Source organism: Novosphingobium sp. (assembly GCF_020852455.1).
Lineage (GTDB): Bacteria > Pseudomonadota > Alphaproteobacteria > Sphingomonadales > Sphingomonadaceae > Novosphingobium.
Window position 1 is genome coordinate 240153 of sequence record NZ_JADZAT010000032.1, and the last position, 18487, is coordinate 258639.

The 18487-nt window shown below is 64.8% G+C and carries 20 protein-coding genes; 9 read left to right on the plus strand and 11 right to left on the minus strand.

Features of this window, described 5'->3' with window-relative positions; genetic code table 11:
• Positions 1-7 precede the first annotated feature (7 nt).
• From IT549_RS15680 to IT549_RS15695, 4 genes are all read right to left on the minus strand, one after another.
• Positions 8-139 (minus strand): hypothetical protein, encoded by a 132-nt coding sequence (locus IT549_RS15680; RefSeq protein ID WP_292974569.1) that lies wholly within the window; start codon positions 137-139, stop codon positions 8-10.
• Positions 140-253: 114 nt separating this feature from the next.
• A complete protein-coding gene (locus IT549_RS15685; protein WP_365777434.1) occupies positions 254-766 on the minus strand; it encodes a lasso peptide biosynthesis B2 protein in 513 nt (170 codons plus the stop codon).
• On the minus strand, positions 681-950 hold the full coding sequence (locus IT549_RS15690; RefSeq protein ID WP_292974571.1) for a PqqD family protein: 270 nt from the start codon (positions 948-950) through the stop codon (positions 681-683). Before IT549_RS15690 ends, IT549_RS15685 begins: the two co-directional genes overlap by 86 nt.
• Positions 947-1840 (minus strand): hypothetical protein, encoded by an 894-nt coding sequence (locus IT549_RS15695; RefSeq protein WP_292974572.1) that lies wholly within the window; start codon positions 1838-1840, stop codon positions 947-949. The genes IT549_RS15690 and IT549_RS15695 overlap by 4 nt, the downstream gene beginning before the upstream one ends.
• Positions 1841-1993: 153 nt before the next feature.
• Here IT549_RS15695 and rpe point away from each other — a divergent pair, with 153 nt between their 5' ends.
• The 5 genes from rpe (at position 1994) to IT549_RS15720 (ending at position 6969) form a co-directional block, all read left to right on the plus strand.
• Positions 1994-2656 carry a ribulose-phosphate 3-epimerase gene (rpe, locus tag IT549_RS15700; RefSeq protein ID WP_292974573.1) on the plus strand — a complete coding sequence of 221 codons (663 nt, stop codon included), beginning with the start codon at positions 1994-1996 and terminating at the stop codon, positions 2654-2656.
• A gap of 3 nt (positions 2657-2659) precedes the next feature.
• On the plus strand, positions 2660-4531 hold the full coding sequence (locus IT549_RS15705; protein ID WP_292974574.1) for a heparinase II/III-family protein: 1872 nt from the start codon (positions 2660-2662) through the stop codon (positions 4529-4531).
• Positions 4532-4538: 7 nt separating this feature from the next.
• A complete protein-coding gene (gene purH / locus IT549_RS15710) occupies positions 4539-6128 on the plus strand; it encodes a bifunctional phosphoribosylaminoimidazolecarboxamide formyltransferase/IMP cyclohydrolase (protein ID WP_292974575.1) in 1590 nt (529 codons plus the stop codon).
• Positions 6129-6262: 134 nt separating this feature from the next.
• The gene (locus IT549_RS15715) at positions 6263-6463 is read left to right on the plus strand and encodes a hypothetical protein (protein WP_292974576.1); all 201 of its coding nucleotides are present in this window, start codon (positions 6263-6265) and stop codon (positions 6461-6463) included.
• A 38-nt stretch (positions 6464-6501) separates the two neighbouring features.
• Entirely contained in the window at positions 6502-6969 is a 468-nt protein-coding gene (locus IT549_RS15720; protein WP_292974577.1) for a transcriptional repressor, read from the plus strand.
• A gap of 143 nt (positions 6970-7112) precedes the next feature.
• On the opposite strand, the gene IT549_RS15725 is transcribed toward IT549_RS15720, so the two are convergent.
• On the minus strand, positions 7113-7499 hold the full coding sequence (locus tag IT549_RS15725) for a VOC family protein (RefSeq protein WP_292974578.1): 387 nt from the start codon (positions 7497-7499) through the stop codon (positions 7113-7115).
• A gap of 84 nt (positions 7500-7583) precedes the next feature.
• On the opposite strand from IT549_RS15725, the gene dxs reads away from it, so the two are divergent.
• Together dxs and IT549_RS15735 are read left to right on the plus strand one after the other, a co-directional pair.
• Positions 7584-9506, plus strand: coding sequence for a 1-deoxy-D-xylulose-5-phosphate synthase (dxs, locus tag IT549_RS15730; RefSeq protein ID WP_292974579.1), 1923 nt, complete (start codon positions 7584-7586; stop codon positions 9504-9506).
• Complete coding sequence (locus IT549_RS15735) at positions 9503-10315, plus strand: alpha/beta fold hydrolase (RefSeq protein ID WP_292974580.1); 813 nt, start codon at positions 9503-9505, stop codon at positions 10313-10315. The genes dxs and IT549_RS15735 overlap by 4 nt, the downstream gene beginning before the upstream one ends.
• On the opposite strand, the gene IT549_RS15740 is transcribed toward IT549_RS15735, so the two are convergent.
• From IT549_RS15740 to IT549_RS15755, 4 genes are read right to left on the minus strand one after another with little or no spacing between them, the layout of a single operon-like run.
• Complete coding sequence (locus tag IT549_RS15740; RefSeq protein ID WP_292974581.1) at positions 10312-11364, minus strand: acyltransferase; 1053 nt, start codon at positions 11362-11364, stop codon at positions 10312-10314. The two genes, IT549_RS15735 and IT549_RS15740, sit on opposite strands and share 4 nt — an antisense overlap.
• A gap of 6 nt (positions 11365-11370) precedes the next feature.
• Positions 11371-12126: a methyltransferase domain-containing protein gene (locus IT549_RS15745; RefSeq protein ID WP_292974582.1), complete on the minus strand. Its 756-nt coding sequence runs from the start codon at positions 12124-12126 to the stop codon at positions 11371-11373.
• Complete coding sequence (locus IT549_RS15750; protein WP_292974583.1) at positions 12123-13073, minus strand: beta-1,6-N-acetylglucosaminyltransferase; 951 nt, start codon at positions 13071-13073, stop codon at positions 12123-12125. The genes IT549_RS15745 and IT549_RS15750 overlap by 4 nt, the downstream gene beginning before the upstream one ends.
• Positions 13070-14500: an O-antigen polysaccharide polymerase Wzy gene (locus tag IT549_RS15755; RefSeq protein ID WP_292974584.1), complete on the minus strand. Its 1431-nt coding sequence runs from the start codon at positions 14498-14500 to the stop codon at positions 13070-13072. Before IT549_RS15755 ends, IT549_RS15750 begins: the two co-directional genes overlap by 4 nt.
• Positions 14501-14748: 248 nt before the next feature.
• Between IT549_RS15755 and IT549_RS15760 the strand changes: the two genes are divergently transcribed.
• Complete coding sequence (locus IT549_RS15760; protein ID WP_292974585.1) at positions 14749-15417, plus strand: class I SAM-dependent methyltransferase; 669 nt, start codon at positions 14749-14751, stop codon at positions 15415-15417.
• Positions 15411-16268 (plus strand): LicD family protein, encoded by an 858-nt coding sequence (locus IT549_RS15765; protein WP_292974586.1) that lies wholly within the window; start codon positions 15411-15413, stop codon positions 16266-16268. The genes IT549_RS15760 and IT549_RS15765 overlap by 7 nt, the downstream gene beginning before the upstream one ends.
• A 14-nt stretch (positions 16269-16282) precedes the next feature.
• Here IT549_RS15765 and IT549_RS15770 read toward each other — a convergent pair whose 3' ends face one another.
• Entirely contained in the window at positions 16283-17260 is a 978-nt protein-coding gene (locus IT549_RS15770) for a UDP-glucuronic acid decarboxylase family protein (protein WP_292974587.1), read from the minus strand.
• Between the two features lie 48 nt (positions 17261-17308).
• Positions 17309-18478 (minus strand): glycosyltransferase, encoded by a 1170-nt coding sequence (locus IT549_RS15775; protein ID WP_292974588.1) that lies wholly within the window; start codon positions 18476-18478, stop codon positions 17309-17311.
• Between the last annotated feature and the right edge of the window lie 9 nt (positions 18479-18487).

Consider the following 18487-nt stretch of genomic DNA (forward strand, 5'->3'; position numbering starts at 1 on the left):
CAGCCGCTTACGACTTGTTGGTGCAGGGAGATGGGCCGCACTGGTTGGGGCCGGTGTTCGCAGCAGCAACATCCTGGATCGTTCCCAGCTTGATAAGTTCAGGCTTGGTCCAGACCTTTTCGACCTTGGCTTTCGTCATCGGACAGATCCACTTCTCGTGATTGCTGGCCGCGAAGGGCGACCTTTGATGCCGCTTTTGAACCAATTTGCGGTGCGATGCAAGCACCGCGCGGCCCGGAAGCCGCGTTGTAGCTCAATTTTCAAGGACTTCGTCACGGCCTGCGGGGCCAATCCGGAACAGCACCAGCCAGGGACCGGGCAGCTCGCCCAGCACGATCTCTTCGCCCACGGCCAGCCAAGCATGCAGCCGGTCGGGATCAAGGCCCTGGTCTGCCGTTCGCACCGCGATAACCAGGCTGTGATCGATCCCGCGCCAACGCAGCATCCAGCCCAGCGCCATCGCCTGCGGCAAGCATTTCGTGGCAAAGGGCAGGCGGCCCGCAGCGCGCGCGACATGGGCGGCCAGCTGGCGCGCGGCAGCCGGATCGTGCCGCGCGGGTCGGCGGGTGGAGGGTCCCAGATGAGTACGCAGCCGGCGAAACGGCACAACCTTCAGGCCAAGCCGGGCCAGCCCGAGCCAGCCCATGGCCTCAACTGTGCGGCGGCGCAGAGCCCATCGGCTAGGCCCGGGCAAGCAACCCGGCCCCGGCCAGATCGGCAAGGAAGGCATCGCAATCGCCGGCGATTTCTGCCGCGTCGCAGCCATATTGCCCGGCCAGATCGGCGATCAGCGCGTCGCGGTCGCGCGTCCCGTCGATCAGGTCCCAGATCGCCCGTGCCGTGCCGGTCAGCGAAAAGAATGTGCCATTGGCCAGGTTCATCACGACCACCTCTCCGTCGATCGCGGTCTCGCTGAAGCGATCGCTGGCCTTGGCAAGCAGCTGGCTCAAGCCCTGTCTCCGTTGCTGAAGTTGCGGATCGATCCTTCGGCGAGATCGAGTGATTTTGCAAATGCTTCAGCCCGGACCGGCCGCTTGAACACCGCCATGGCGAGCTGCCGGGCCAGCCGGGACCGCAGTGCGAACAGGTGTTCCCGGGTCGGGCGCCAGACGTCGAGGAAGAACTGCTGGGTGTAATGATCGTCGTCGAGCCGGAGCAGTCGCTGGGCCCCGGCCAGCCGCTCAAGCTGGCAGACCGGTGCGGCCTCAAGGAAGGTCAGGCAGGCCAGAGGCAACGGATCGGCCACCGTGCCGGCCGGCGGGCAGGCATAGCTTTTGCCGGTGTCGGACCCGACCGGCGCCAAAGCCCTGGCCCCGGTCAGTGCCAGCGCCGGATCGGCCAGCTTGAGCTGCTTGTGCCCGGGCAGCGCGATGATCAGGTCCGGATCGGACAGGTCAAGCAGCATGGTATCGTCGCAGAACAGTGGCAGCCCGCGCTGGCCCAGTCCGGCGACCAGCGTCGATTTTCCCGCGCCGCTGGGGCCGGTGAAGGCAAAGACCTGGCCCTCATAGGCGACTGCCGAGGCATGGAACGGGTAGAGCCCGTTGAGGCAGGCAATGGCGGCATAGACGCTGCCGTTGAGCCACAGCTGTTCCTCATCGGGATCGGCCCGTTCGGGGCGCGCGATCGTCACGCCTTCGCCGGGGATATAGTGATAGGCATTGCCGCTGTCGCAGCGCAGCAGGAACTGGCCCTTGGCGAACAGCCGGTGGCCGGGTGCCACTTCGATCCCGTCCAGCGCCGTCGGCACGGCACCATGGCGCCAGCGGGTTTCGCGCGCCAGCAGCGCCATTGTTTCCTGCGGAGATCGCCCGGCCGACATGGTTGCGCGCTGTGCCAAGGGGGCGGAGCAAGGTCAATCGCGACCAGCCGAGTCAGGCGTGGGACAATCTGCGAGATTCTGCGAGATGCAGTGTGGAAAACAGCCGGTCCGCGCCTTGTTACCCCCAGATGTGGTGGTTACGGCGGACCAAACGGGAGCCAGCGCAACCTCATGGCTATACCACTGATTTCGCCCTCGATCCTTTCGGCCGACTTCGCGCGGCTGGGCGATGAAGTGCGCGCGATCGACGCGGCCGGGGCGGACTGGATTCATGTCGATGTGATGGACGGGCATTTCGTGCCCAACATCACGATCGGGCCGATGGTGGTTAAGGCGCTGCGCGGGCACACGCAAAAGCCGTTCGATGTACACCTGATGATCACGCCGGTCGATCCCTACCTCCAGGCCTTTGCCGAGGCCGGGGCCGATATCATCACCTTCCACCCCGAAGCCGGGCCGCATGCGCACCGTACCGTCCAGGCGATCAAGGCGCTGGGCAAGAAGGCCGGGGTCTCGCTCAACCCGGCCACTCCGGCCAAGATGCTCGACTATCTTTATGAAGAGGTCGATCTGGTGCTGGTGATGAGCGTCAATCCGGGCTTTGGTGGGCAGAGCTTCATTTCCAGCCAGCTGCGCAAGATCGAGGCGATCCGCAAGTCGATCGACAAGACCGGACGCGAAATCCATCTTGAGGTCGATGGCGGGGTCGATCCGGTCACGGCGCGGCAATGCGTCGATGCCGGGGCCGATGTGCTGGTTGCGGGATCGGCCACCTTCAAGGGCGGGCCCGATTGCTACGCTGCCAATATCGCTGCTCTCAAGGGGGCGGGATGAGCCATGTCGGATGCCGCGCTCACCTCTCGTCCGGCCCATTCCGACGCGGTGGATACGCCGGCCATGCCGCTGGGTGCCAGCGATGAGGGCGGGCTGGTGAGCGAGGCGGCACCCAGCGAACCGCTGCCGGGCGGCGAAGTGGTTGAACCGGGCCGCGCGCTGGCGCTGGCCGATTTCGCCCCGCCCGCGATCAATGCCGGTGAACGGCTGATGCGCCTGGCCTATCGGCTGGGAATTCCGGGTTCGACCCTGGCTGCACCGTTCCGCAAGGCGGCCAAGCCGCGCCTGCTGGCAACGGTCGCCAATCCGCTGCCGGGCAGCAAGGTGGCCGGCACCGCGCTGCGCGCCGGGCATTTCCTGGTCCACGGGGTCAAGTCGCCGATCGCCCAGATCGACTTTGCCGGCGCGGCGCGGATGGCCCCGCCGCTGGAACGGGTGGTCCATTCGTTCTCGTGGCTGGCCGATCTGGAAGCCTGCGCCCCGCGCGAAGCGGTGGCCCCGGTGGCCGAACGTGTCATGGCGGCCTGGCTGGGCGCCAATGCCAAGGCACCGTCGCGTCCCGGCAAGGGGCCAGCCTGGAGCGTGGCCAATGCCGGCACGCGTGAACTGAACTGGCTGGTCCATGCCCCGCTGATCCTCTCGGGCCAGGACCGGGTGCTGCGTGCCCGAATCCTGACCGCGCTCAGCGACACCGCGCGCTGGCTCGACAAGAATGTCGGCCGCGCCGAAGACCTTTTGGCCGAAGTGGCGGGCTGGTGCGGGATCGTTGCCGCCGGGCTGCTGCTGCCCGATGGCAAGCCGCGCCGCCTGTTTGGCGAGGCCGGGCTGATCCGCGCGCTGGGCGAACTGGTTGGCGATGATGGCGGCGTGCTGTCGCGCAGTCCGCTGGGCCAGATCGAGGTGATCGCGCTGCTGGTGCGGCTGCGCGCCTGTTACCAGGCGGTGCGGCGTGATCCGCCCCAGGCGCTTGAGGCGATCATGGCGCTGCTGGTGCCGCCGCTGCTGGCGCTGACCCACGGCGATGGCTCGCTGGGTTCGTGGCAGGGTGCCTGGGCGCTCGACGCGCAGGACCTGGCCATGCTGGTCGAGGCCAGCGGGGTGCGAACCCGGCCGCTGCGCGATGTCCGCCAGTGGGGTTATCAGCGGGTGGTCGCGCAGAAGGGGATCCTGCAGTTCGATGCCGCCCCGCCGCCGCTGGCGAAGCATGCCCGCACCGGCTGCGCATCGACGCTGGCCTTCGAATTCAGCCATGCCGGGCAGCGGTTGGTGGTCAATTGCGGCGGCGCGGCCTGCGCCGGCGGGCTGATCCCGGTGCGGCTGGAGCAGGGCCTGCGCGCCACTGCCGCGCATTCGACGCTGGTGCTTGATGATGCCAACTCGACCGCGGTGGTGCTGGGCGGCAAGATCGGCTCGGGCGTGTCCGAGGTCGATCTCGACCGGCGCACCCTGATTGGCGAGAAGAACGCCGGGGCGACCCGGCTTGAAGCCAGCCACAACGGCTATGTCACCCGCTTCGGGCTGACCCATCGGCGGATCCTGATCCTGCGCGACGACGGCACCGAACTGCGCGGCGAAGACCTGCTGGTCCCGGCCGGGCGCAAGGGCAAGAACGGCAAGGTCGGCTTCGCGATCCGCTTCCACCTCGGCCCCGGGGTCGAAGTGGGCTTGAGCGAGGATGGCCAGGGTGCAGGGCTGGCCCTGCCCGACGGGTCGTACTGGCAATTCAGGGTCGGCGGCGAAGGCCAGCTGACTATCGAGGAATCGATCTGGGCCGATGGGCAGGGCCGCCCGCAGCCGATCCAGCAACTGGTGATCCAGGGGCTGGTGTCGCGCGGCGGGGGCAACTTTGCCTGGCTGCTCAAGAAAATGGGATAGATTGCACATGAACGATGTCACGATCCGCCGGGCGCTGCTTTCGGTGTCCGACAAGAGCGGGCTGGTCGAGCTTGGTCAGGCGCTGGCGGCGCGCGGGGTCGAACTGGTCTCGACCGGCGGCACCGCCAAGGCGCTGCGCGATGCCGGCCTTGCGGTGAAGGATATTTCCGAGCTGACCGGCTTTCCCGAAATGATGGACGGGCGGGTCAAGACTTTGCACCCCAAGGTCCACGGCGGGCTGCTGGCGGTGCGTGACAATCCCGAACATGCCGCAGCGATGGCCGAACATGAAATCGGCGCGATCGACCTGGTGGTGGTCAACCTCTATCCCTTCGCGCAGACCGTGGCGAAGGGCGCAGACCGCGACGAGATCATTGAGAACATCGACATCGGCGGGCCTTCGATGGTGCGCTCGGCGGCGAAGAACCATGCCTTCGTGACGATCCTGACCGACCCGGCCGACTATGCCGCCTTCCTGGGCGAGCTGGAGGCCCATGGCGGCGCGACCTCGTATGATTTCCGCCGGCTGATGGCCGCGCGCGCCTATGCGGCGACCGCCGCCTATGACGCGATGATCAGCCAGTGGTTCGCCTTTGCCGATCAGCAGCAGGTCTTCCCCGAAATGCTGGCGATCAACGGCAAGCGGGTGGAAGAGCTGCGCTATGGCGAGAACCCGCACCAGCGCGCCGCGCTCTATGTGCCGGTCGGCCCGCACGGGCGCGGCATCGCCCAGGCGCAGCAGCTCCAGGGCAAGGAGCTGAGTTACAACAATTACAATGATGCCGATGCCGCGCTTGAGCTGGTCAGCGAATTCCGCGGCCAGGATCCGGCGGTGGTGATCGTCAAGCACGCCAACCCCTGCGGCGTGGCCCAGGGCACAAGCCTGCTCGAAGCCTGGACCGGCGCCTTGCAGTGCGATGACGTTTCGGCCTTCGGCGGGATCGTCGCGGTCAATGTGCCGCTCGACGGGCCGACCGCCGAGGCGATCTGCGAGATCTTTACCGAAGTGGTGGTTGCCCCCGATGCCGACGAAGCGGCGTGTGCGGTCTTCGCCAAGAAGAAGAACCTGCGCCTGCTGCTGACCGGGGACCTCCCCGATCCGCGCCGCGGCGGGATCCTGGTCAAGCCGATCACCGGCGGGCTTCTGGCCCAGAGCCGCGACAATGGCGCGATCACCGCCGCCGATCTCAAGGTGGTGACCAAACGCCAGCCGAGCGAGCAGGAACTGAAGGACTGCCTGTTCGCCTGGACCGTGGCGCGCCACGTCAAGTCGAACGCGATCGTCTATGCCCGGGACGGGGTTACTGCCGGGATCGGCGCGGGTCAGATGAACCGGCGCGACAGCAGCCGGATCGCGGCGATGAAGGCAGCCGAGGCAGCGGAAAAGTTCGGCTGGTCGCAAAGCCGCGCGGTGGGCAGCGCGGTTGCCAGCGATGCCTTCTTCCCCTTCGCCGATGGCCTGCTGGCCGCGGCCGAAGCCGGGGCCACCGCGGTGATCCAGCCGGGCGGCTCGATTCGCGATGACGATGTGATCGCTGCGGCTGATGAAGCCGGCCTGGCGATGGTCTTCACCGGAATGCGCCACTTCCGGCACTGATCCCCTTCGGCTCACCGCAAGGCGCCTTCGTTTCATCGCTATGAAGCGGAGATGAAGCGGGCGTTCACTGGACGGTAACGGCGACTTTTGCAGGAGGGCCGTCAACCATATTCCTCAAGACAAGCGATTCACCGATGGCCCTGTTCCGTTCCGACCTGACCCGCTCTTTCGCCATCGGTTTTGCGCTGGGCACCGCCGCGCTGTTTGCGGTACTGGGTTCGCCCTTCAAGACCAGCCTGTCGGAACAGATGATCCCCGCCGCCACCGCCGCCACCCCGGCGCCCGAACTGCCCGACCAGACGCTGGCCGCCCCTGCGCAGGACGCAGCGCGCTAATATTTGCGGGAGCGGCCCGGAGCGCCTATATCGCGCGCATGGCTGCCCACAATCATCATCATCACCACGAACCGACCGGCCAGTCGCTGGTCGAAGCCGCATCGCAAGCGCTGGTCGATGCCGGCGAACAATGGACCGGCATGCGCGCCGAAGTGTTCGATGCGCTGGCCGCGCAGGAACGCCCGGCCTCGGCCTATGACATTGCCGAATATGTCTCGAATGCGCGGGGCAAGCGGGTTGCGGCCAATTCGGTTTACCGGATCCTTGACCTGTTCGTGGCCAACAACCTCGCTCGCCGGGTCGAAAGCGCCAACGCCTATGTCGCCAACCCGCATCCGGGCTGCCGGCATGACTGCATCTTCCTGATCTGCGACGTCTGCGGCCGTGCGGTCCATATCGACGATGACAAGCTGACCGGCGCCCTGGTTCAGGCCGCGAAGGACGCGGGCTTTGCCGATATCCGCCCGGTGGTCGAACTGCGCGGGGTTTGCGCGGATTGTAATTGATGGGTGCGGACAGGCATCCGCCTGTCCTGGCAACACCAGCCCACTCCCCCGGCCCGGCCACCCCAAGGGTACCATGTCACGGGTGGTCGGGCCGGGGGGAGTGGGCTGGTGTTGCAAGTTGATCGCGGAAGCGATCAGCGCACCTAACCGAACTGCGTCAGGCTCAGCAAATTCCCGTCGGGATCCGGAAACCACGCCACCTTGGCCCCGCCATCGGGCGACGACCAGACCGCGTCGGCATCCTGGCCGAACCCGTCATAGACCTGGAACTGTACCCCCTTGGCCGCAAGATCGCGCACCACCGCGCGAATATCGGCAACGTGCCAGCCGATCACGGTATGCCCGCTGCCCTTGTGCCCGGGCACGGTGGTCAGCCGCAACGGTGTGCGGTTGCCCAGGTCGAAAGTAACCGCGTGGTCGTCTTCGCCCAGCATTTTCAGCCCCAGGATCCCGGCATAGAACGGCTTTGACCGGCTGCGATCGGCGGTCAGCACAAAGGTGACCGGCGGGGCATTGGCGGGCAGCGACATCACATGATCTCCCTCAATTCTCATCCACTTGTGCACGATAGTCTCAATCGACACCATAGGGGCAAGCGTGTAAGGCGCTCCCTCATGAGTGCCACCCCAGCGACTCCGCTGCTCGATACGGTCAACTACCCCGCCGACCTGCGCGCGCTTGCGCCTGACCAGCTGCGCCAGCTGGCCGATGAATTGCGTGCCGAAATGATCAGTGCAGTCGGTCAGACCGGCGGCCACCTGGGCTCTGGCCTGGGCGTGGTCGAGCTGACCGTGGCGCTGCACTATGTCTTCAACACCCCTGAAGACCGGCTGGTCTGGGACGTTGGCCACCAGGCCTATCCGCACAAGATCCTGACCGGTCGCCGCGACCGGATCCGCACCCTGCGCCAGGGCGGCGGCCTCTCTGGCTTCACCAAGCGCAGCGAGAGTGAGTACGATCCGTTCGGCACCGCGCACAGTTCCACCTCGATCTCGGCCGCGCTGGGCTTTGCCGTGGCCAACCAGCTGGCTGACACGCCGGGCAAGGGCATCGCGGTGATCGGCGATGGCGCGATGAGCGCAGGGATGGCCTATGAGGCAATGAACAATGCCAAGCAGGCGGGCAACCGGCTGGTGGTGGTGCTGAACGACAACGATATGTCGATTGCGCCGCCGGTTGGCGGGCTGTCGGCCTATCTCGCCCGGCTGGTTTCCTCGCGCCCGTTCCTGTCCTTGCGCGAGCTTGCCAAGCGGCTGTCACGCAAATTGCCCGAACCGCTGCACCGCGCCGCCAAGAAGACCGATGAATTCGCCCGCGGCATGGCGATGGGCGGAACCCTGTTCGAGGAACTGGGCTTCTACTATGTCGGCCCGATCGACGGGCACAATATCGACCAGCTGGTTCCGATCCTGGAAAACGTCCGCGATGCTGCCGAAGGGCCGTGCCTGGTCCATGTCGTGACGCAGAAGGGCAAGGGCTATGCCCCGGCCGAAGCGGCGGCAGACAAGTATCACGGCGTGCAGAAGTTCGATGTGGTGACCGGCCAGCAGGTCAAGGCCCCGGCCACGGCCCCGGCCTATCAGAACGTGTTCGGCGAAACGCTGGCCAAGCTGGCCGACAGCGATCCCACGATCTGCGCGATCACCGCGGCCATGCCCAGCGGCACCGGGGTGGACAAGTTCGCCCAGGCGCACCCCACACGCAGCTTCGATGTCGGGATCGCCGAACAGCATGCGGTAACCTTTGCCGCCGGGCTTGCCGCGCAGGGGATGCGCCCGTTCTGCGCGATCTATTCAACCTTCCTGCAGCGCGCGTTCGACCAGGTGGTCCACGATGTCGCGATCCAGAACCTGCCGGTCCGCTTCGCGATCGACCGGGCCGGGCTGGTCGGCGCCGATGGCGCGACCCATGCCGGTTCGTTCGACATCACCTATCTGGCCACCCTGCCCAACCTGGTGGTGATGGCCGCCGCCGACGAGGCCGAGCTGGTCCACATGACCTATACCGCCGCGCTGCATGACAGCGGCCCGATCGCCTTCCGTTATCCGCGCGGCAACGGTACCGGCGTGGCCCTGCCTGAGGTTCCCCAGCAGCTTGAAATCGGCAAGGGCCGGATCGTTCGCCATGGCAGCAAGGTCGCCTTGCTTTCGCTCGGCACGCGGCTGGCCGAAGCGCTCAAGGCGGCAGATCAGCTTGAGGCCAGGGGGCTATCGACCACGGTTGCCGACCTGCGCTTTGCCAAGCCGCTCGATCACGATCTGATCCGCCAGCTGATCGCCAATCACGAAGTGGTGGTGACGGTGGAGGAAGGCAGCATCGGCGGGCTGGGTGCCCATGTGCTGACCATGGCCAGCGACGAAGGGCTGACCGACGCGGGGCTGAAGATCCGCACCCTGCGCCTGCCTGATACCTTCCAGGATCACGACAACCCCGATCGGCAATACGACGAGGCCGGGCTCAACGCCCCGCAGATCGTCGACTGCGTGCTAAAGGCCCTGCGCCACAACAGCGCGGGTATCGAAGAGGCGCGGGCTTGAGCCTGCGCTGGCCGCAGCGCGTGCGGCGACTGGCGATCGGGATCGGTGCGGGCGCGTTGTTCGCCTATGCGGTGGTGCTGGGCGGACTCTATGTCGCGCAGGACAGTCTGCTTTATCCCGCACCGCAGCAGACGGCGCCGGTGCCTGAAGGCTATCGCCAGATCCAGTTTTCCACCGCCGATGGCCTGCGCCTGTCCGCGCTGTTCCGCCCGCCAGCTTCAGACCGCCGCACGGTGGTGTTCTTTCACGGCAATGGCGATAGCTGGCAGGGCGGGGCCATGGCCAACCGCCTGATCGCGGCGGCCGGACACGGAGTGCTGCTGGTTGAATATCCCGGCTATGGCGGCAACCCGGGCCAGCCGGGTGAGCAGGCCTTCTATGCTGCCGGGCGCGCGGCGCTGGGCTGGCTCAAGGCGCAGGGGATCGGCGCGCAGCAGGTGGTGCTGGTCGGCAATTCGATCGGGTCGGGCACCGCAACCCAGCTGGCGCGCGAACTGCGCCCGGCGGGCCTCGCGATAGTATCGGGTTTCACCAGTCTGCCCGATGTGGTGGCCGAAAAGATCTGGTGGGCACCCGCCCGGCTGATCGTGCGTGATCGCTATGACAATCGCGCCAAATTGCCCGCGATCGCCGTTCCGGTCCTGGTCCTGCACGGTACTGCCGATACCATGACCGGGCCGGACCATGCGCGCGCGCTGGCCGGGGCCACGCCCCGCGCGCGGCTGGTGCTGGTGCCGGGCTTCGGCCACGAACTGGCCTATCGCGATGAAGCCCAACGGGTCCTGCTGGACTGGATTGCCGGGCTTTAGGCCCCCTCGCGCAATCGCGAATTGACCCAGGCGTTGCGGGCGCGATTGACCGGCTTGTCGAAGTAGCGCCAGGTCAACCATGACACTATCGGCACCACCGCGAACGAGATTGCCGCAACTTGCAGTCGCTGGGTGAAGGGACCGCTCACCTGATAGAACCACAGTACGGCGATCGCGTGGACCAGATAGATCGCATAGGAGAGATCGGCCATCATCCGGTCGGTCGGATCCGATGCGCGCGTTACGGTATGGATTGCGAACGGCACGGTCAGCACGGTCAGCAGCGCGCACAGGTGCTCGTTATAGACAAACAGCGGCCCACGATGCGCGCCGCCCAGCACCAGGTCGCGCCAGGGTGACAGGATCAGGGCCAGGACCAGCCCGCCGGTGGTCAGCGCTGAAACCCAGGCGATCCGCGCTGACGGACGCCAGGCGAACCGCGCGGCGGCCACTCCGATCACGAAAAAGGCCAGGTAGTTGCCCAGGCTGAGCGGCAGTCCGACCAGCGCCCACAGCAACGATCCGGCCAGGGTCAGCACCACGAACGGCCTGAACCATCTGCTGGCCGCGATCGCGGCGATCAGCGGAGCGACCAGATAGAACTGCATTTCGATATCAAGCGACCAGGCCGGGCCGACCAGTCCGACCGGCAATTGCGCATAGCCCAGCAGCACCAGGCTCGACACGGCAAGATGGCGCGGATCGGATTGGACCAGATCGCCCGGTAGCTGGCCCAGCACGGCCCGGGCGACCAGCATCAGCAGCGATACCAGCAGCAGCAACGGAATCAGTCGCCAGAACCGGCTGACGATATAGGTCCAATAGGGGCTGCGGGTGTGACGATACTTGTTCACCCACATCGTCTGGACCCAGTACCCAGACAGGACAAAGAACGTCATCACCGCATAGCTGCCCAGCGCCAGGCGGCTGAAATGGTGCACGAAGACCAGCATGGCCAGGAACAGCCGGAAGGCCCCCGGATCGATCGGGCGCACCAGCCTTCCGGCCAGATTGAGCGCACCGTGCAGCAGCCCCCCGATCGCAGTCATGCGCGCCTACTTGCCCAGCGGCAGGAGGCTTTTGGCTCTCCCCCAGATGTGGCGGGGCAGCTTGGCGGCCAGCTTGCCCAGCGAAACCTGATCGTGTTCGGCAAAGGCATTGTACTTTTCGGGATGGACGAGATCGCGCACGATCCCGTCGGCGCTCCAGTTGACGAACCGGCCAAGCTCGTCGTGCAGCTTCTCGGTACTGTCCTGACGGACGTAGAGCACGGTGTTCTGCCGGTACCAGTAATGCAGCCGATCATCGCCCCAGGCAAACGGCCGCACGATGTCGAACGGGACGAAGCCCTTCAGCATGAACTTTTCGGCCCACCAGCTCGGCCATTGCTCGTTGATATGGCCATAGCCGCCCTGGTGCGGGATCGCAGCCGCGAACAGCACCAGATCGGATGCCCCGGTCAGCGCGCTGACCAGCGTCATGGCATGTTTCTGATCAACGTGTTCGGCCACTTCCAGGCACACCGCGAGATCGAACGTCCCTTCGACCGAAAACTGCTCGTCGATGCGCCGGGTCTCATAGCATTCGCGCGGAATCAGCAGTTCTTCGGGTTTGTTCCATGGGCCATCGACAGCGTGGACCCGGCTGCAGCCCAGTTTCATCGCCGCGCTCGACCAATGGGCATTGCCGCAGCCGACTTCGAGGAAGGAGTCGAACGCGCGCAGTTGCCGCAGGCGGGCCAGGATGACCTCCGCCGATCTGAAGGTCATTTCACCGTATTTGGAGTGCCAGCTCACTGGATAGGCAGTCATTTTGCGTTCCCGATATCAAGCAGATTGGAATCGATCCAATCCAGCAGTTCCGTCTGATTTGATTTGATCTTGCGGGTGAAGAACTTGCCGCTGTCGGCCAGCTCTGCCCGGGTTTTGGCATTGTCCTGGATCCAGCGCCCGTCATCGGCGGCGACATGGTGCAAGGGCGCGTCAAGGACGGTACGGTATCCCAGGTCTGCGTCTGGCCCGATGATTGCGCCGCGGTCCAGCACCGTTCCCAGAACGGTCTGGATATAGGTCTCGTCGGGCGCAAAGGTTGAGCGAAAGGGCCGCTTCAGGCGCTGCGCGGTTTCGCCTTCGAGCAGTTCCCTTGCAGCGTCGCAGGTTATCGCCCACCATTGACTGCCATAGCAGGGCACGCTGGGGTCGATCTCGCGGGCGAAATCGCGATGCCGCCAGCCGGACAGCTTGTTGATCGCCCTGACCGCCAGATCATCCAGCCTGGCCGGGTAGAGCGCGCTGCGATACAGCGCTGCGGGCGCCAGCGGGCGATTGCGCCAATGCCGTGCAATCCGGCCATACAGGAACGAATTCGCGCGGATTTCAACCAGCTGGAGGAAGTTTCCCCGGGGGTGTGCCGCCAGCATCGCGGCAAGTTCGCTGACCGGCCTGATCGGATAGCAATGCCCCGAAATCAGCACCAGATGATCGTATTGGCCGGCCTTCAGCGCGGCTTCGATCAGCCGCAAGGTTGCTTCAACCAGGCTGAAGTCGGCCCAGTAGGTGGCAATCGGATCGGCTACCAGATTGACCCGATCAAGCCCGGCAAGATCGCCGGGGGTGATCGCCGAGCGGCGATCAAGGTGCAGGAACAGGTCATTGGGGGCCAGTCGATCCGCCAGCCGGTTGAGCAGGGCCGGATCGTCATGAGCCAGCACCAGGAATGCAGTTCGATGGGGACGGGCATCCGCCGCAGCCGATCTCATTTCGGGCGGGCGCCGTGATCGATCGTACCCAGCATGGCCCGGCGCCGTGCGACCGCCGGGGGCAGGCCAGGCGCTGTCGGAGCCGCCAGGGCACGCCCGGCCAGCCGTTGTGGGCTGGCTTTCCGCTTCGGATTACGGCGGGCATAGAGGAAATACCAAAGCAGGACCGGCGCAGCGAAGAAGATGCCCTGGCGGAATACCGTGACCGGAGATCCATCGCGGTAGGCGACGATCAGGGTCGCCAGGAATATCATGTACCCCGCGACATGGATCGGGCGCTGCGGCCCAAGCGCAAATCGTCGGTAGATCAGGCCCAGGACATAGCCCCACGCCGCGCAGGTGATCACCACGCCGAGCCAGCCCAGCGCATACCAGCCATTCCCCGGCAATGAACGTGTTGCCCCGACCGGATAGCCATAGTCGAACAGCGAGAAGCGTTCGAACGGGGCACCAAAGGGCTTGCCCGGCCACAACACGCGCGGCACCGGTTCGGTAAACACCTGCAGGATATCGTTGAAATAGCCATAGGTTTGGCTGCGCTGCGGCACGACGTAGACGATATATTCGAAGAATTCGAGATTGGCGAAATCCATCCCCTCCATGAACTTCAGCCGGTCGGAGCCCTGTTTGCGATAGTCGGACTCTTCGCCAAAAAAGACCCGGATTGCCTGCCCGCGGTCGTCACCGACCGTGGCAAACAAGAGTGCGGCGCCGGCGAATAGCGCGCTGACCTGGAGTGAGGGGAAGCGGCGACGCTGCTGGAAGAGATAAAGCAGCGCGGTTGCGAAAAGCGCCGAAATGAACGGGCCGCGTCCGCCGGTCCCGGCCCGCGCTGCTACGAAGATGGCCAGCGGAGCCAGTGCGATCAGGCGAAAGCGGAACAGCCAGGCCGACAGTGCGGTCAAGGGTACCAGCATCATCTGTGCTTCGGTGAAGTATCCGCTGCTGCGGGTGTTGTAGATCACCCCCGTGGCCTTGTCGCGCCCCATCCCCGACAGGGTGTTGAAATCGGCTGCGGCCGAATAGTGCGTGGCCAGCGACCAGATCGCGAGCGGACCGCAAATGGCCAGAACCAAGGGAAAGACTCGCGCCATCCGGTTGCGCTCGTCATCTAGCGCGGGTTCCTTGCGGAACCGCATTTCAACTGCGCCTTGCCGAAAGCAGAAGAACGCGAATGCCAGCAGGCCCAAATTGGTAGCGATGATGACCGTAATCTTGTCGGACAGCGAAGGCGTGAACCGAAAGGCGCGGTAGATCTCACTGTAATCCAGCCAGTATGACAGGAAGGGCCTGACCACGAAGACCAGTCCGTGGAACAGCAGGTAGATCGTAAAGGGATGAAATACGCTGAAATAGCGGCTGTTGACGAAGGCGAAGGTGATCGCGCCGAACAGCAGGGCCGAAGCAAACAGCACCACCAAATACACGGCTAACCCTCCGAACCCAGCAAACGCAGTTCGCAAGCGCTTTGGCAGGTGCGCGGAAACATGGCAAGCTGGAGCAAATTCTCGTCGGCCAGCTTGTGCTGGACCCGGGCTTTACCTATAGCCCTGAAAACACAAGAAGGCCTCGCAGCGGCCTGGTCCGTCGGCACCGCGTGCTTGTCGCCACTGCAGGGTTTGGAATTGGCTGGAAGGAAAGTTCCGGAAGGCCGTGGTCGCAAGCAATCGGATCAATGGAAAAAATCAGCACCAGTCAAGGTTCGACGTCGTACTGGGACGGCTATTATCGCCAGGGCCAGGTTCCTGAACTGCCTTCGCAGTTTGCACTGTTCGTGGCCAACGAGCTGGCCACAGGCGTGCTGCCGCCGGTGGCCGGCGTCATCGACCTGGGTTGCGGTAATGGCCGCGATGGGCTGTTCCTTGCCCGGCAGGGCTACCGGCTGGGCGGACTGGATCGTTCGGCCGATGCGATCGAGGTTTGCCGTGAACGCCTGGCCGGCAGTGACCCGCAAAGCCAGGCCCGTGCGCGGTTTGAACAGGGTGCGGCCGATGGCGATGGACTGGCCATGCTGGCTGACTGGCTCGCAGGACCGGTGCTGATCTATTCGCGTTTCTTCTTCCACGCAGTCGATGATGAAACCGAAGTTCGGATCCTTGAACGGATCGGCAAGGTGCTCGGGCAGACCGGCGGGGTGCTGGCGGTGGAGTTCCGAACCACGCAGGATGCCGCCGGAGCCAAGGAAACCGGTGCGCATTATCGCCGCTATGTCGATCCGGCAGCCTTTGTCGCGCGGCTTGCCGAAAACGGATTGAAGACCAGCTGGCAGGCCGAAGGGCGCGGAATGGCCAAGTATCGTAACGACGATGCCCATGTCGCCCGGATCGTCGCCCAACCGTGGTAGCTTATCTTGATGGCCAGCCCAGTGAGAAGCTGCGGCGCTTGCAACAAGTGCAGCAGGATCTGGCCGTTCAACTGACTGACTATTGCCGCAAGCGGGACCTGCAGCCCTTCCTGGTCGCGGGTTCTGCCTTGGGTGCCTGGCGTGATGGCGGGATCATCGCCTGGGACGATGATATCGACATCGGCTTGCTGCGCGAAGACTATGACACGCTGATCGAAGCACTGGCCAACGATCCAATCCCCGGAGTCACGCTGCAAAGCTGGCGAACCACCCCCGGATACCCGTTTGCTTTCGCCAAGCTTCGCCTGGATGGAACCCGGGTGGATGAATCGACCGCATTGGGCCCGCAATTCCACCAGGGCATCTTCATCGACATTTTCCCGTTCGATGCGCTGCCGCGCAATCCGCTCTGGCGCAAGGTTCAGTACGGAATCTTGCTGGCCTGTAACCTGTTCATGCTGTCATTCAGCCGCGAGGCGGCCATGAACGCAACGTCGCCGCTGTTCCGTCGCTTGCGTTTGGCCGCACTGGCGATCCGGCCGCTGGTGCCGATGCGGGCGCTGGCCGCGATGTCCGGCTGGGCTTACCGCCTGCCGCCCGCAGCCAAGTCTGACACCTGTGTATCATTCAACATGTACGGGATCCGCTTTGCCTGGAAGACCCGGATTGCTCGGGCCGCGCTGGTGCCGCCGCAACTGGTGCCGTTTGGATCGACGCAGCTGCCGGTTCCGGCAGACTGCCACGCCTATCTGACCGGTATCTTTGGAGACTACGCTAAGCGCCCGCCGAGCAATTCCCAGCGGCCAGGCCATATCCGGGATGTCGATTTCGGCGACAGGGCAGACCGATAGACTGGCCGCGGTGTTCAGTTTGCGCTGAGCAGGCTGCGGAAATAGTCGATTGTTTTCACCAGACCTTCGCGCAGCGGCACGGATACATCCCAGCCCAGGGTATCGCGCGCACGGGTAATGTCGGGCTGGCGCTGGCGCGGATCGTCCTGCGGCAGCGGGCGGAACACTACTTGTGACTCGCTGCCGGTCAGCTCGATCACCGCTTCGGCCAGTTCGAGCATGGTGAATTCGCCAGGATTGCCAAGATTGATCGGACCGGTGACCGTGTCGGGCGTCGCCATCAGCGCCATCAGTCCGCGCACCAGATCGTCGACATAGCAGAACGAACGGGTCTGCTTGCCATCGCCATAGATCGTGATGTCTTCGCCGCGCAGCGCCTGGACGATGAAATTCGAAACCACACGTCCGTCGTTGGGGTGCATGTGCGGGCCATAGGTGTTGAAGATCCGCGCCACCTTGATCGCGACATTGCTCTGGCGGTGATAGTCGAAGAACAGCGTCTCGGCACAGCGCTTGCCTTCGTCATAGCAGCTGCGCGGCCCGATCGGGTTGACATTGCCCCAATAGTCCTCGGTCTGCGGATGGACTGCCGGGTCGCCATAGACCTCGCTGGTCGAAGCCTGGAGGATCGGCACCTTGAGGCGCTTGGCCAGGCCCAGCATATTGACCGCGCCAACCACGCTGGTCTTGGTCGTCTGTACCGGGTCGAACTGGTAATGCACCGGCGATGCCGGGCAGGCGAGGTTGTAAACCTCGTCCACTTCGACGAACAGCGGGATCGTCACATCGTGACGCAGCAGCTCGAATTCGGGGTGGCCCATCAGCGCTGCCACGTTGCCGCGGGTGCCGGTGAAGAAATTGTCCACGCACAGCACCTGGTCGCCATTTTCCAGCAGCCGCGCGCACAGGTGCGAGCCGATGAAACCAGCGCCGCCGGTTACCAGGACCCGCTTCTTGGTCGAATAGCGCATGGGCCGGGCGGGTGTGGTCATGGTCTGGGTACGCCGTTCACTGGAGGTTGGATCAGGCCCGATCCATGCCTAGCGCTGGTCCGGCGGGCAAGCCAGAAATTGCCGTGTCGCATGGACTTTTTGGGCTATTTCGTCGCTGCCAGGGAAGATCAGCAGTTCGACCGCATCGGCAAGGCGCCCGGTATCGCCCAGCCAGGCGCGCTGATGCGAAGCTTCGACCATCCGCGTCCAAAGCACCTCGTCTTCGGCCAGCGCGTGCATGGCCTGAGCCAGCCCTTCGGGTGAGCTGTTTTCAATCACGAAACCGTTGACCATATTGCGAACGAGCAGATCGCCTGAACCTACTGCGGATGAGATGATGGCGGGCAGGCCAAAAGCCAGCGCCTCGTTGACCACCAGTCCCCATTGCTCTTCGCGGCTGGGCAAGACCAGTGCCAGGCCCCCGCCCAGCTGGCCAGCGACTTCTTCCGCCGCCAGAAACCCCGGAAAGTCGATCAGCGCCAATACGCCAAGCGCCACAGCGGTGGTGCGGATTGCCGGCTCTTCCACCCCCGAACCGATCAAGACCAGTCGCCGGGCCTTGCCGCCAGCCGCCTTGGCATAGATCGCGAAGCCTTCAACCAGTTCGACCAGGTTCTTTTTGTCGACGAAGCGCCCGACAAAGATGAAATTGCGTTGGCTGAAATGCGGGCCGCCGGGTGCCAGCTCGCCACCCTTTGCCCGCACGCGCTCCAGCCCGACCGTGTCGTATCCCGGAAGAACGGGACGCTTGCGAAAGCCCAGAAAGCGGAAATAGGCGATGTGGCGGTGCGCCCCGACAATCGCGGCGGCATAGGGGGCCAGCACCAGTGCCTTAATCAGCTCCTTGAAGATCCAGCGCGGTTTGTCGTCGAACTTGGATTCGCTGAGCAGGATGACCCTGACGCCCAGCAGATTGAGCAGCCAGGACAGAATGATGATATCGGGTTCGTTGTAACCGATCCCGATCAGCACTTCATCGCAGCGCCAGAGCGTTCTGAACTGGCGCCACAGCCGCCGCAGCCAGAACACGTCGTCATAGGACGAACCCGGGAAAAGGGTGATCTTGCGGGCGCCGGCAACCTCGCCCGAGGCTTCCCAGGCATAGGTTGCAGAGCGCGTTGCGACCTCGACCGCCAAGACTTCGGCCCGGCCATCAAGGCGTCGCGCCACGGCCTGGCAACGATCGATGTGATAGGCCGAGAACTGCGCGAAAAGCAACGCAACCCG

Coding starts and splice junctions, on each gene's coding strand:
- IT549_RS15680 (WP_292974569.1), bottom strand. CDS start 139: ATGACGAAAGCCAAGGTCGAAAAGGTCTGGACCAAGCCTGAACTTATC.
- IT549_RS15685 (WP_365777434.1), bottom strand. CDS start 766: ATGGCTGCGACGCGGCAGAAATCGCCGGCGATTGCGATGCCTTCCTTG.
- rpe (WP_292974573.1), top strand. CDS start 1,994: ATGGCTATACCACTGATTTCGCCCTCGATCCTTTCGGCCGACTTCGCG.
- IT549_RS15705 (WP_292974574.1), top strand. CDS start 2,660: ATGTCGGATGCCGCGCTCACCTCTCGTCCGGCCCATTCCGACGCGGTG.
- purH (WP_292974575.1), top strand. CDS start 4,539: ATGAACGATGTCACGATCCGCCGGGCGCTGCTTTCGGTGTCCGACAAG.
- IT549_RS15715 (WP_292974576.1), top strand. CDS start 6,263: ATGGCCCTGTTCCGTTCCGACCTGACCCGCTCTTTCGCCATCGGTTTT.
- IT549_RS15720 (WP_292974577.1), top strand. CDS start 6,502: ATGGCTGCCCACAATCATCATCATCACCACGAACCGACCGGCCAGTCG.
- IT549_RS15725 (WP_292974578.1), bottom strand. CDS start 7,499: ATGTCGCTGCCCGCCAATGCCCCGCCGGTCACCTTTGTGCTGACCGCC.
- dxs (WP_292974579.1), top strand. CDS start 7,584: ATGAGTGCCACCCCAGCGACTCCGCTGCTCGATACGGTCAACTACCCC.
- IT549_RS15740 (WP_292974581.1), bottom strand. CDS start 11,364: ATGACTGCGATCGGGGGGCTGCTGCACGGTGCGCTCAATCTGGCCGGA.
- IT549_RS15745 (WP_292974582.1), bottom strand. CDS start 12,126: ATGACTGCCTATCCAGTGAGCTGGCACTCCAAATACGGTGAAATGACC.
- IT549_RS15750 (WP_292974583.1), bottom strand. CDS start 13,073: ATGAGATCGGCTGCGGCGGATGCCCGTCCCCATCGAACTGCATTCCTG.
- IT549_RS15760 (WP_292974585.1), top strand. CDS start 14,749: ATGGAAAAAATCAGCACCAGTCAAGGTTCGACGTCGTACTGGGACGGC.
- IT549_RS15770 (WP_292974587.1), bottom strand. CDS start 17,260: ATGACCACACCCGCCCGGCCCATGCGCTATTCGACCAAGAAGCGGGTC.